This window comes from Halobacteriovorax sp., assembly GCF_048381875.1.
Classification (GTDB): domain Bacteria; phylum Bdellovibrionota; class Bacteriovoracia; order Bacteriovoracales; family Bacteriovoracaceae; genus Halobacteriovorax_A; species Halobacteriovorax_A vibrionivorans.
In genome coordinates, this window is record NZ_JBLXBP010000001.1 from 338,638 (window position 1) to 351,755 (window position 13,118).

General features: G+C 36.0%; 11 protein-coding genes. 5 read left to right on the forward strand and 6 right to left on the reverse strand.

The window, feature by feature from the left end; genetic code table 11:
• Nucleotides 1-15: 15 nt before the first annotated feature.
• A complete protein-coding gene (locus ACN5L8_RS01595; RefSeq protein WP_115362748.1) occupies nt 16-1,347 on the reverse strand; it encodes a KamA family radical SAM protein in 1,332 nt (443 codons plus the stop codon).
• A gap of 84 nt (nt 1,348-1,431) precedes the next feature.
• On the opposite strand from ACN5L8_RS01595, the gene ACN5L8_RS01600 reads away from it, so the two are divergent.
• Together ACN5L8_RS01600 and ACN5L8_RS01605 are read left to right on the forward strand one after the other, a co-directional pair.
• Entirely contained in the window at nt 1,432-3,618 is a 2,187-nt protein-coding gene (locus ACN5L8_RS01600; RefSeq protein ID WP_419172115.1) for a penicillin acylase family protein, read from the forward strand.
• Between the two features lie 70 nt (nt 3,619-3,688).
• Nucleotides 3,689-5,275 (forward strand): hypothetical protein, encoded by a 1,587-nt coding sequence (locus ACN5L8_RS01605; protein ID WP_419172116.1) that lies wholly within the window; start codon nt 3,689-3,691, stop codon nt 5,273-5,275.
• 32 nt (nt 5,276-5,307) lie between these two features.
• Here the strand turns inward: ACN5L8_RS01605 and ACN5L8_RS01610 are convergent, their stop codons facing one another.
• Nucleotides 5,308-6,666 carry a S8 family serine peptidase gene (locus ACN5L8_RS01610; protein ID WP_419172117.1) on the reverse strand — a complete coding sequence of 453 codons (1,359 nt, stop codon included), beginning with the start codon at nt 6,664-6,666 and terminating at the stop codon, nt 5,308-5,310.
• 135 nt (nt 6,667-6,801) lie between these two features.
• Between ACN5L8_RS01610 and ACN5L8_RS01615 the strand changes: the two genes are divergently transcribed.
• The 3 genes from ACN5L8_RS01615 (at nt 6,802) to ACN5L8_RS01625 (ending at nt 9,286) form a co-directional block, all read left to right on the forward strand.
• A complete protein-coding gene (locus ACN5L8_RS01615) occupies nt 6,802-7,773 on the forward strand; it encodes a 2-hydroxyacid dehydrogenase (RefSeq protein ID WP_419172118.1) in 972 nt (323 codons plus the stop codon).
• Nucleotides 7,774-7,849: 76 nt separating this feature from the next.
• On the forward strand, nt 7,850-8,530 hold the full coding sequence (locus tag ACN5L8_RS01620; RefSeq protein ID WP_158536894.1) for a response regulator transcription factor: 681 nt from the start codon (nt 7,850-7,852) through the stop codon (nt 8,528-8,530).
• 111 nt (nt 8,531-8,641) lie between these two features.
• Nucleotides 8,642-9,286: a response regulator transcription factor gene (locus ACN5L8_RS01625; protein WP_419172119.1), complete on the forward strand. Its 645-nt coding sequence runs from the start codon at nt 8,642-8,644 to the stop codon at nt 9,284-9,286.
• Here the strand turns inward: ACN5L8_RS01625 and ACN5L8_RS01630 are convergent.
• The 4 genes from ACN5L8_RS01630 to ACN5L8_RS01645 form a co-directional block, all read right to left on the reverse strand.
• Entirely contained in the window at nt 9,273-10,676 is a 1,404-nt protein-coding gene (locus ACN5L8_RS01630) for a S8 family peptidase (protein WP_419172120.1), read from the reverse strand. The two genes, ACN5L8_RS01625 and ACN5L8_RS01630, sit on opposite strands and share 14 nt — an antisense overlap.
• Before the next feature lie 219 nt (nt 10,677-10,895).
• Nucleotides 10,896-11,285 carry a hypothetical protein gene (locus ACN5L8_RS01635; RefSeq protein WP_115362764.1) on the reverse strand — a complete coding sequence of 130 codons (390 nt, stop codon included), beginning with the start codon at nt 11,283-11,285 and terminating at the stop codon, nt 10,896-10,898.
• A gap of 3 nt (nt 11,286-11,288) precedes the next feature.
• Complete coding sequence (locus tag ACN5L8_RS01640) at nt 11,289-12,218, reverse strand: trypsin-like serine peptidase (RefSeq protein WP_419172121.1); 930 nt, start codon at nt 12,216-12,218, stop codon at nt 11,289-11,291.
• Between the two features lie 57 nt (nt 12,219-12,275).
• Nucleotides 12,276-13,109: a dihydropteroate synthase gene (locus ACN5L8_RS01645; protein ID WP_419172122.1), complete on the reverse strand. Its 834-nt coding sequence runs from the start codon at nt 13,107-13,109 to the stop codon at nt 12,276-12,278.
• Between the last annotated feature and the right edge of the window lie 9 nt (nt 13,110-13,118).

Consider the following 13,118-nt stretch of genomic DNA (forward strand, 5'->3'; position numbering starts at 1 on the left):
CAACTTAGAAAGGTATTAAACTTTTTTGATGGCCTCATCAATCATGGCCTTACGAGTTGCTGCATCTTTCCAGCGATCTTGTGCATCAGGGGCCAATTTATGAATTGGATCAAAATAAGTGAAAACTTTATCTGGTTTAACGTATGGTGCACGCCAAACAGAGATACCATTTTCTTGATCGTAGTATTCATAAGAAGCAACGTGACGCTTTCCACCACCACCAGGTAGGTCACAGACAAAAGTTGGAGTATTAAATCCAGCTGTTGTACCACGAACTGCTTTTTCCAGTTCTTCACCTTCGCCAAGAGTTGTTCTGAAGTGTTCACATCCTGGCACCATATCGTGCATATAAACATAGTATGGTTGAATATTCATATAACCAAGTTTACGAGTTAGAAGTACCATCTCATCAACATGGTTATTTACACCTTCTTGAAGAACTGCTTGGTTACGAACTAAGATTCCTTCACTGAAGAGACGGTCCATGGCCATTTGAGACCACTTCGTAATTTCAAGCGGTGAAGAGAAGTGCGTATGAATTACCATTTGTTTTCCAAAGCCAATAGCAAGCTTATGAACCTTAACTAATGCTTCCATCCACTTATCATCTGTAAGAATCTTTTGAGGGAAAATTGCAATTCCCTTAGTAGCATAACGAATACGTCTAATGTGAGGTATCTTTAATAAATTCTCACCAATGTATTGGATTTGTTTTGGGTTGAGCATGAAAGCATCACCACCGGAGATAACAACGTCTTCAACTTTTGGATGTTGAGCAAGATATGCAAATACATTATCCCAATGCTTTTGATTTGCTCCATAAGACTCTTTTTCAACAGACTCTGTAGAGCCACCAATAACACGTGATCGTGTACAGTAAGAACAATATACTGGACAAATCGTTAGCGGAAGAAAGAGTACCTTATCAGGGTAACGATGTGTCAGCATCGGCACTGGCGAGTCAACATCTTCACTAAGAGAGTCTGCCATATGCATAGGGTGATCTTCTAAGAACTGAGAGCCGATTGGTAAGAATTGTTTTCTTAGAGGACAATTCTCAGGATCGTCCCAATTAATAAGTGCAAAAACGTAAGGAGTGATTCTGATATTCATTGGAGTTATTTGTTGGCCTTTTTGTAGGTCTTCAAAAAACTCTTTTGAGATTTTATCACCTAGTACTTTTTTGACTTGGTCAATTTTACGAATTGAGTTTTTCAGCTGCCATAAGTGGTCAGAAAACTCTCCTCTTGTAACGCCTGCCCATGCAGGAATCTTTTGCCAGAAATCATCATTTCTAAAATTGCGATGTTCAAGATCTGGTATCTTTGAATGATCAATATTAGTCATATAAAAAATCCTTGAATGTAATTTGTAATATTATATCTCAAAATATTGCTTTTTAGGAAACGCTAATCGTGTCATTATAAATATATGGAAAAACCTAATTTAGACTTCAAGACAAACATTTTAGAGAATGTAACTAGACAGATATCGACAAAAGACGTCAAAAGCTTTCTTCACGCCCAAGGCTACTATCATGGAAAAGATCGCTTCATGCAAATGGAAATGCTTAGACTAATTGCACAAGGTCGCCTATGTGAGTGTTTAAAAGATACAGAGGAAACATTTGCTATTGATAAATATATGCGTGAATTAGGAATAGACTATTTTGCGAGACAAGAGATAGACAATCTTGATGAGAAAACGTCTAATCTACTCAGCTATTATGTTAATGGAGTAAACAAGGCCATGAGCGAGGGCCTACCATTTGAGTTTAAGCTTCTCTCACACACGCCTCAAACTTGGCAAATTAGTGACACAATACTAACAATCAAGGCCATGAGCTTCCTCGGCCTGGCCCAAGGTCAACAAGATCTTGAAAAGCTTATTATACAGCTTCTTCAAAATACAAATCACCAAGATAAGCAAACACAAGATATTAAAATAGAAAGAGTAAAGTCCCTTGCTAAGGGCGCTCTTGATACTATTAGTGATAGTGAGATCAATCTTTTACAAAAAGTAAAAATATATAATCCACTAATTCCTGAAAGTTATGAGTTTTTAAAATTTATCCCTAAAATTCAAGCTTCTAATAATTGGGTATCAAATAAAATGGGCCACGCAATACATGCATGTGATCCTCATTTAGAATGCAATCGCCTACCGGCCATTTGGTATGAAATGAAAGCAAATATCCAAAATGTTGGAAATTTCTTTGGTATTACTATGCCTGGTGTCCCAGGGTTTGTTATGGGAAGAAGTGATGATACTGCTTTTTCTTTTACTTATGGTTTCATGGATATGGTGGATCATTTTATCGAAGAAGTACGCGATGGAAAGTATCGCTTTGAAACGAACTTTTTTGATTTTAAAGTTCGAAGAGATATTATTAAAAGAAAGAATAAAAAAGATGTCGAAATTTATATTAAAGAAACACATGCTGGTTTTCTAGAGGCAGACAGTGAAATAAAAAATATCAAAGATGGCCACTATTTATCAATGGCATGGTCATGTCGAAAAAGAGGTGGCGCAAAAACTCTTAAGGCAGTTCTGGATATCTTTCATGCAAAAAATGTTGATGATTTATTTAAGTGCGTTTCAGATATAGCAATAAGTTGTAACTGGCTTCTATCAGATTCTGAAGGAAATATTGGCTACCATCAATCAGGAGTCCTACCTAAGAGAAACTTTTCAGGACTGTATCCAATTGAAGGATATTTTAAACAAAATATTTGGCAAGGCTATTACGAGGGTCATCAGCTTTATCATTTTAAAAACCCTAATGAAAAAATTATTGCAACGGCCAATAATAGGATTCAAGATGAACACTTCCCTACTGCTATAAATGCACCAATGGCCTCATATCGTAAAGATAGGGTAACTGAGCTTTTAGTAGAAAATCAAAAGCATTCAACAGATCTTTTTAAACAGATGCAAGGTGATACTTTTTCAAGACAGGCCGACCTTTATATTAATGTTTTTAAGAGTGTATTTGAGGAATCAGATCTTGGAAGAAAATTAATTAACTGGAACCGTAATTATGATGTAGATAATAAAATTGCGCCTATTTTTGAATCGTTTTATAAAACACTTCTAAAAACGTTCTTTAGTGATCACTTACTTGGAAAGCAAGTAACGACATATTGTATGGATGAGACATCAATTATTGCAGACTTCTATGGTTTATTTGATCGTATTTTTCTGACAAATGATATTGACCATATTTGGTTTAAGGATACAGCAGACAAGGATACATATATTGCTAAGGCCCTTAAAGAATGTGAGCAAAGGCAAGCTGATACCCGCTGGGGAGATATCAATCGCTACAAAATGAAGCATATTCTCTTTGACGGAAAACTACCGTCTTTTCTAGGCTTTGATGTTGATAATATTGAAATCCCAGGAAATCGATCGACAATTACTCAGGGTGCTGTCTATGAAGCTCATGGAAGAACAACGTCATTTGTCCCTTCATGGAAAATGGTAACCGATCATCGCAATCACGATGTCTATACAGTTCTACCAGGAGGACTAAGTGATCGCAGATTTTCAAAGAACTATAAAAGCGACCTAAGTAACTGGATTCATGGAAAATATCGACAGAATTCAATTGTTTAAAATCTAAACCTAATATGTAAGCTTTACAAACTTAGGCCTACAATTTTCTTTTTTTGCTATAAATGACTCTATGAAATCATCAAAGCAAAATCGATATATTGTTGGGCCAATACTACTTATCCTAGTTAATACTTTCACTCTAGCAAGTGACACTTATAAGAATATGCTAGAGAGCGAATTAAAGTCTTTTACAACAGATACTGAAGAGATTTCATATAGAACAACATTCACTCCACGCTACGTATTGAAGTACCATGAGAGAGTCAAAATTGTTGAAGAATATCGTGAGCTAGAAAGAACGTTGACTTCTAGAGATCATGAGATTGAACAAATTAGAAAGTACGTAAAAAAGAAGAATTACCTTAAGGCGCTAAAGGCCATTGATTATAAGATTCAAAAATATAATACTGCAATTAATTTAATGAATTATTTGATGATGAGTGGAGATAACTTTATTGCTGCACTATCTGATGACTTTGAAGATATAAATTATGATTCAAAAGCATTTGAAAAACTCTTTAAGTCAGTAAAAAAACAAATGCAGTATAACTCTCGTTATTACAAACAAAGACGTAATGACCGCCATTCACATACAGGCTTTGATAAATATGAACTAAGAAATCTTAGAAATCCTACAATATTTGACTTTAATGAGTTGAAAGATGAAATAAACTCACTTGCAAAGAATACGAAAGATAAAGAAATTGTTGAAAAGATATTTGACGGGATTGAAGAATTTCAAGGTGAAATCAAGGCCTTTAAAACATTAAAGAAAGAAACTGAATGGAATGCTGGAAGATATACAATATTCTACGGTATTAAAGAGTTTATTTTAAAAAGTTTAAGCTACGTTGCCCTACCGATGAAGCATGCAATAAAAGAAGAAGAGCTTCAAAAGGTATCTGACAGAGAATTTCAACCAGGTGATATCGGAGCGATTCAACGATATGGGAAACTATCAAATTTAGTATTTAAAGGAAATTGGACCCACGGCCTAATTTACATCGGTGAATACTCGAAGTTTTCAAATTACTTTAATGCGGATGAAGAAACCAACGAATTATATGCACAAAAGTGTATCGACCAAGGACTTAATTGCAAAAATTATCTTAGTTACTTACATGCGAAATTTCCTGACTCAATGAAGGAATATAAGAAAAGTGAAGAAGACGGTAATCCATATGTAACACTTGAAGGCCTAAAGCCTGGGGTTGTCTTTATGGAATTAGGTCCTTCGATGGCATGGGATAACCTAGTTATCTTAAGGCCAAATTTAAAAAAGAAGGATAAGGCCCTAGCACTTGAGAGAACATTTTCAAGCATTGGTAAGAAATATGATTATTCATTTAATGGAAATTCATATTCTCGATTTGTATGTACTGAACTAATTCAATACTCATATGAATCAAATCCACATGAGGATAAAGAAGGTATTGATTGGGATGTAAATATTGTCATGGGGCGACCTGCAATGTATGGTTTTGATCTTGTGCAAACGTTTATCAATCAAGAAGAAGATAAGAATCGTCCAAAACAGCTTAGTTTAGTGCTATTTATGAAAGGTCTAAAAAAGAAAGAAATTAAGCGCTCATTAAAGGAGCCAGAATTTGGAACGGCCAAGAGAGGAACAATAAAAGAATTAAAAGATACTCTATAAGAAAAGGCCGCTTATGCGGCCTTTTTTATTTGTTATTTTAAAACGAAATTTGAAGGAAGTGGTAAAACAGATCCTTTTATATAGATCGGAGCACGACGAGACTTCTCTCTTACTTCTACTTCCATATCAGCTACATCTTCCTTAGCTGAAGCAATGGCCTTTGATAGAGAAATATCTAAAGAAAGTATTGCTGCACGCTGTGCACGTTCAGAATTTACAACACCACCAGTCTTAACTTTACCAGCTAGAAATGACTTCGTATCAACTGTTTCCATAATGATCTTTTTAACATCAACAGGCTTTAAACTTGGATTGATATCAAGAATCTTTCCAGCAACACCAGCTACATAAGGAGCGGCCTGTGAAGTTCCAGAAACTTTAATATACTTATTACCTGGAGCACTTGAAAGAATACCAACGCCTGGAGCTGCTACATCAACCATCTTCTCACCATAATTAGAAAAAGATGCAAGTGATGAATAATCAATAGTTGCCGCTACTGATAATTCATTATCACCTTGAATATTAGTTGGTGATGTTGGGTACTCATCATTGTTAAGTCCATCATTACCGGCAGCAAAAACAAATAAAGTATTTGGTGCTGCTTTTAGCATTGATTGTGAATTATCAACTAAAGCATTAACAAAGTATTTAGCATAATGCTCTACTGTCTCAGGATTTGGTTCTTTTTTAGAAACAGTTTTCATAACAGTTTCAACAATCATTTTTGCTTGTGGGAATCCCGTACCAAATGATCCGTTAGCAACCTTAGCTCCGTGATCAGATACATAGTAAGCAATTTCATTGAAAGTACCAGTCTGAGCTTTAGCAAGAGCATCGATTGCTCTTTTTACAAGAAAATCAATAATTCCCTTATCTTGGTTAAGTGAAGCAATTTCTTGTCCTGGAAGTTTTACTTCTGTTGGAATAAGTTTTACAGCTAAGATTTTTGCATCATCAGACTTTGTAGCACTAATTCCCGCTACGTGAGTTCCGTGCATAAAGTTACCGTAAACAGTCATACGCTTAATAAAGTCTTCATTTTTAATGATTGACCTCATCCAGTCTAATTCTTCAGGAGTAATTGTCCCACGCATCGACTTTTCTTGTAACTCGAAGAACTTAACCATATCGTCATTTAACGTTCCAAGATATTTGTAATCAATTACCTGATTATTAGATTCAGCAAAGTTCCAACCATAAACATCATCTTGGTATCCATTACGATCTTCGTCTCTTTGGTTACCAGGAATTTCTAATTGATTAATCCAGGCCTTTGGAGCAATCACTTCGTGTTGCATATCTGTACCTGAGTCAATAATAGCGATTGTTGCTGCTGAAATTTGAGATGTTACAATGGCCGCTGCCATTATCTTTGATAAGTATTTCAAAATCTCCTCCATTGAGTATTTTTGCATAAATATAGTCTAATCTATATTTTAAAAGTATATTCTATGATGTAAAGCTGCTTTAGCAAAAGATCTGACAACACAACGTTTAAACGGTGCACAAACAAAGGTATACAAATGAAAAAATTTAATATTTTCGCCACAGATATAATCCAAGGTCCCCTTTATGAGAGGCTTAAGAAAGATGGTCATAAACTTACAGTTTGGAATCGCAAAGAAAATGGCCCTCTCACAAGTGAGAAAATGATAGAAAATGCTAATGACTCTGAAGTGATAATTTCAATGCTTAGCAATACAATCGATGCCTATATTTTGGCCCAGCTACCTAAGTTAAAACTCATCACTCAATATGCTGTTGGCTTTAATAATATTGATATTAAATATGCTCACTCTAAAGAAATCATTATTTGTAATACGCCAAATGTTTTAACTGAAGCAACGGCCGAATTAGCAATGGTACTTATGCTGGCCGTTGCAAGAAATTTAGAAGCTGCAAGAAAGAATGTTCTTAATAACGAATGGGAAACATGGGAGCCTTCAGGGTTTATTGGAAATTCTCTATTTAAGAAGAAACATGGAATCATTGGTGCAGGAAGAATAGGAACTCAATTGGCAAAAATGTGTAAGGGCGCCTTTGATCAAGAAATTTACTACACTGGCCCAAATCGTAAAGATGAAATTGAGTCCAGCTGCGATGCTAAATATTTAAGTTTAGAAGAATTGGCACAAGAATGCGATATCATCTCAATTCATTGTCCATATAATGAAGAAACCCATAAGCTAATTGATAAAGAGATATTCGCTCTTTTTAAAAATAACATTATTCTCATAAATACAGCACGTGGAGAGATCATCGATGAAGAAGAGCTCTTCTCATTCTTTGAAAAGCACAAAGAAGCAAAGGCCGGTCTTGATGTTGTGTGTAACGAGCCATTAAAAGCAGACTCTCCTTTGCGTAAGTTAGACAATGTGTTCATCCTCCCCCATATTGGCTCCGCCAACGACGAGGCGCGCTTAAATATGGCCCAATTAATTTACGACAATATTTCTGCGTTCAGTAAAGATGAAGAATTAAAAACAAGAGTTTAGTTTTGTTTACTAAAATTAAGCTGAAGATTTCTTGATAAATTTATACATTATATTCATGAATATAAAGGAGCTATTCATGAAAAAAATATTAATCATAGATGATGATCAAGAAATTCGAGACCTACTGCGTGCATTGCTGGAAAGTAATTATAATATTATTGATGCCAGCAATCAGGATGAGGCCATAGCAATTGCTTGGCAAGAAAAACCAGACTTAATACTCTTGGATATCTTATTACAAAATGAATCAGGATTTGAGATTTGCTCACAATTGAAAATGAATGAGGAATTAAAAGATGTTCCAATTGTCTTTATTTCTTCAAAGAATAATGTCAACACAAGAGTTACTGGATATCAATTAGGAGGTATAAACTTCATCAGCAAGCCGTTTGAGCCTTCTGAAGTTAAGAGTATTATTAATACGACACTAAAGTCGGTCAATAATGAAAATGCCATGGAAGTTATAAACTATCGTGACATCGCTCTAAATGTACCTTCTCAAGAAGTTAAGATCAAAGGCCATCGCATTCATTTTACGTCTTCTGAATTTAAGATCATTCATCTTCTACTTAAGAATGAACAAAATGTTCTCGCAAGAGAAAAAATCCTAAACCATATTGCACCAGACAATCATAAAGTGAATGACCGCATGATTGACACGTATATTAGTTCCATCAGAAAAAAGATTAAGGATTCTAATTATATTATTCGCAGTGTTTATGGTGAGGGTTACAAGATTCAAGAAATCTCTGCATAGTGCAGAGATTTCATTTCTAACTAACTAATACAAAAGCCTGTTTAAAGAAATTTAATTAAAATTTAGACTACTTATCCTAAATTTGACTCATGACTCAATTATACTGAGTGTATGAAAAAGCACATCATGGTTATTGACGACTGCTACGAAACCGCCAAGCTCCTTGCCACTAGCCTGCAAAACACATTTAGCTTTCATATCAAGTATCATACTAACCCATTCAAGGCCATTGAGGATATTAAAACTCTAGCATTACTTGGTGATGATAAACTCTATATCATCTGTGATTACATGATGCCTCAAATGGATGGTATTGAATTATATGATGAGATTTCAATTCTGGATAAGAATATTAGCTTTATCCTCTTAACGAATGAGAATGATAGCCAGGTAATTGAAGAGGCAGCAAGAAAAGGAATCGACCTCTTTCTGTTAAAACAACAGGGTTTTGACGTTATTATTAATCAGATAAATAAGATCATTAACGACGACAGCACTCTAGGCCATGAATTGATTGAGGTATTTGAAGTCACCGACATAGTACGAGGTTTTAAGATCGTTGAAAAAGGCTTTGGGCATTTGAAATTAATCTCAAAAGAAGAAATCCCTCGTAATGCGATTATAAAGATAGGTACAGGTTCAAACGATAATGATATCTACCGAGTTAATAGCTGCAAGATAGTTAATGATAAAATTGAAGTTGACTGCTCACTACTTACCTCAGAGGCACCGGCAAGACATCTTAGAGCTGCTTAGTAAACTTGTATCGATGAAAAATAACAACGGCCATGATAAAGAAAAGGCCAATAAGTGTTCCATTTCCGCCTTGGCCACCACTTACATCTTCAATAGTCCCACATGCTCCGCCACTTTTGTTACCAGAAGAAAATCCATCATTTAAGGCAGCTGTACCACCAACAAGGACCGGATCTTTATAACTAAAGTTAGCATTAGGAGTTGTGTTATAAGCAAGGGAGACAGCTTCATATGGATCCACAGCACCTTTAGAACAACTCTCTTTGTCACAATAATATGAAACAGCTGTTTGAGTAATAATTTGTCGAACTTGATCTGGATATAGGCCTGGATTTGCTTGGTAAATCATTGCAGCTGTTGCAGAGATAAAACCTGCGGCCATTGATGTTCCATTCATACTAGCAAATGACTCAGTACTTGGTGTGGTCTGACCACTATTTACTGTTGATAAAATCCCATCTCCAGGGGCAGCAATATCAACAATGCTACCAAAGTTTGAATATGTTGAACGACTTCTTGATTGATTAACAGCACCGACTCTTAGAACACCTCGACAATTTGCAGGGGTATAAAATGTTGCATCTGAATTTGAGTTTCCTGTTGCAACAACCACTACTGCACCTTGAGACTTAGCAAAGTCAATCGACTCTTGCATATAACGACTACAACTTCCGCGGGCCCCTAAAGACATATTAATAACTTTTGCAGGGTTTGGATTTTGGCCAGCTCCTCTCACACTTCCACCAGCGGCCCAGCGTACAGCATCTGCAATATCAGATGTTAACCCACCACATGCACCTAAAACTCTTACCGGAAGAAGATTGATTCCTTTTGCGGCACCAACAATACCGTAGTTATTATCAGAGCGAGCGGCAACGATTCCAGCGATATGAGTCCCATGCCATGTTGAAGAACTTGAGCCTGCACTACAAGTGCCAGAATTATCACCGAAGTCCCCTTCATCACTTGGATCACTATCACGGCCTCCACCGTCGCGAGAATTGGCACCATCGGAGATCATGTCATAGCCTGCCACAACATTTTGGTTAAGTTCAAAATGTGATGTGATACCAGTATCAATAATGGCCACTGTTATATTTGGTCCACCGTCGGCCAATGCATATTCACGAGCATGATAGAATGAATTTGAAAGATAATTATTGAAGTACCATTGGTTAGAATAATAGGTATCATTATACTCACCGTAGTGAGCAAATAGTCTCCTATCCTCTTCCACATATTCAATATCGCCTGAAATAGAAAAGCTTGCAAAGCTTGTTGCAGGATTTGCGATTGATGTTTCGCTTGAGCCATCTTTATATTTAACAATATAATTGGCCGAAAGATTGGCCGCGAAACTCGCGGCCAGAGCAAGTATTAAAAAGCGCATACTCATCCTTGAGTCTTTGTGTCGGTCATTCGACTATCACTAGCATCCTGCCGGTGACATGCTTATATATAAGCACGAACCGTGCCAATTGTTCATTTTAAGATATCCACTACATACAAAGATATGCTGTCAAAATGAACCACATTAGGGCCAATGTGCTTACACAAAGGTGTCATCTTTGTGACTTAAATAAAATTAAATTTGGATAATAAAGGTTAATTAGGATTCAATAAGAGTGACTTTCCATCTGCGATTGTCAGGGTCCGTAAGAAAGAAAAACTGGATTCCTTCATGGACAAGAATTTCTGGTGAGCGCTCACTCGATAATATATTTAGATCTTCACCTGAGCTTTCAAGACGGTAATTTACAAACTCCACCTTCTTTTGCAGCTCGATTAATTCATCTTGAGTGCTAACGATAAAATCAAAGACAATATTATTTCCAACTTGAGCAAGCTTTGGCCTTTCAATGACGAGAAAGCGTATTTGATCGTTATAGAGAACAATAGAGTCAGATGCATTTTCTATTTCTAAGTCAAATACATCACTTAAAAAAGATGATGTAAGATGTGCATTTGAACTGAATAAAATGACCTGACCGAGTTTCATTCTTTAATTATTACGGCGACTTTCGATATCGTCAATAATGGCACCAATTTTTAAAACTGACTCTCCATCACAACCATCTTCTTCACAATAAACAACACGATTACATTGCTTCTCAGTGTCCCAAATAAGATCATCATGGCCACGAATTAAAAGCCCTACCATCTCATGTGTTTTCTTATCAAAAACAGGGCCACCGCTATTGCCACCAAACGCATCAAGATTTGTATTGTAGAAAAGCTCATCATCATAGCGAACAAAACCATTAGTTGAATAACGAGATAGGAAACCATTAGGGTGTCCAATCATATAGACTTCATCACCATTTTGAAGTAGGTCTTTTTTTATCTTAACTGGCCTACGCCCACCTTCTACATTACGATCTAATTCGATAAGTGCGTAATCAAAAGTCTTATCTCTTGTTTGATGATACGCTAAGATCTTACTACAGTGATAGACTTGGCTTTTAACAAAGTATTGAACCTTATTTTTAGATCCTAAATCGGCCCTTGCATCAAAGACAAAGCTTTTTCGATCACATGCTAATTGATAATTTTGAATACAATGAGCTGCTGTTAAGACAGTCTTAGGTCCAACTAGTACAGAGCTGCACCCACCATAGGCCAAGTCATTTAGAAACTCGTTTTCACCTTCACACATTTTGGCCTTTTTAAAGAAATTCTGTCCCTTAGCACTATATAATTTACCATCTAGGATTTCATTTAAACTGAAGCGATTAACCATAAGAGCTGTCGCATGTGCACCATTTTTTACGTCCTGAGATAACTCACCTGTCGTATCAGCAATATCTAGCTCACCGTAAATGGCCTTATCTAGATGCTTAAAAAACGAAGCAGCACCATTAGCAACAGATGCATTTGAATTAAGAGTTAAAAAACAAAGTAAAGCTGTGAAAATGTAATTAGATAATCTCATAACCGCCCTTAAAATAATCGTAGACCAGTTATAGGACAAATTTGGTTCAAAAACTATCTAATCTGTAATATTTCCAGCCTCATGTACACGAAAATACAGCTGTTTTACACCATTTAGGCGTGTTTTAAGACGTTTTAGATATTTCCAATGAAACTTTTCGCTAGCAGTGTGTATATCCGTCATTTCATCTTCATTGCCTTCAAGCCTTACAAGATGTTGTAGAAATGACTTCTTCGAGATGCCAATAAGCCAATTTTCATGAATATCTTGGATCTTGTGGATATTTTCTAATAATTCTAAGTTCTGATTTAAAGTTTTAGAAAACCCAAAGCATGGATCAAGAATTAAGCGATTCATATCGAAATTATGCTCGTTTAAGAAAGCAATCTTAAGATTGAAAAACTCTCTTATAGAATTAAAGTCTAGGTTCTCGTTGAGATAATCCATGTGAGAACTTGCTAAACTTCGCTTAGGTGCGAGATTATGACAAAGTATATAGCGCATCTTAGGATACTTTTTTAAGAGGGCCAGCCCTTCCTTATCAATGGCCCCAGAAACATCATTCCAAATGACTTCACTAAAATGATGGCCATACGAGTGCATGAACTCTTCCATTGTTTCAACTTTATAAGTGTCAATCGATATGGTTTTAAAGGCCTTAAGACGATCTAAGTGCTGTGAGATATAATCATTAAGTCTTTGCCATTCTTGCTTAAAAGAGATGGCCTCATTAAAAGCGGCCGTACTTTCAGCGCCAATATCAAGGCCATATTTTGCTTGCTGGAATTTTTCAAGTTGGCCGATTTGAAAATCATTATTGAGATTTCTATGGCCGTCAGAGAATGAATTAGGGGTAGCGTTAACTACCCCTAAAAATAAAATATTTGTCATATTTAAAAA

Bases quoted from the DNA above. Each gene is read 5' to 3' on its own strand.
- ACN5L8_RS01600 (WP_419172115.1), top strand. From the start codon at position 1,432: ATGGAAAAACCTAATTTAGACTTCAAGACAAACATTTTAGAGAATGTA.
- ACN5L8_RS01645 (WP_419172122.1), bottom strand. From the start codon at position 13,109: ATGACAAATATTTTATTTTTAGGGGTAGTTAACGCTACCCCTAATTCA.
- ACN5L8_RS01630 (WP_419172120.1), bottom strand. From the start codon at position 10,676: ATGCGCTTTTTAATACTTGCTCTGGCCGCGAGTTTCGCGGCCAATCTT.
- ACN5L8_RS01615 (WP_419172118.1), top strand. From the start codon at position 6,802: ATGAAAAAATTTAATATTTTCGCCACAGATATAATCCAAGGTCCCCTT.
- ACN5L8_RS01625 (WP_419172119.1), top strand. From the start codon at position 8,642: ATGAAAAAGCACATCATGGTTATTGACGACTGCTACGAAACCGCCAAG.
- ACN5L8_RS01605 (WP_419172116.1), top strand. From the start codon at position 3,689: ATGAAATCATCAAAGCAAAATCGATATATTGTTGGGCCAATACTACTT.
- ACN5L8_RS01620 (WP_158536894.1), top strand. From the start codon at position 7,850: ATGAAAAAAATATTAATCATAGATGATGATCAAGAAATTCGAGACCTA.
- ACN5L8_RS01635 (WP_115362764.1), bottom strand. From the start codon at position 11,285: ATGAAACTCGGTCAGGTCATTTTATTCAGTTCAAATGCACATCTTACA.
- ACN5L8_RS01595 (WP_115362748.1), bottom strand. From the start codon at position 1,347: ATGACTAATATTGATCATTCAAAGATACCAGATCTTGAACATCGCAAT.
- ACN5L8_RS01640 (WP_419172121.1), bottom strand. From the start codon at position 12,218: ATGAGATTATCTAATTACATTTTCACAGCTTTACTTTGTTTTTTAACT.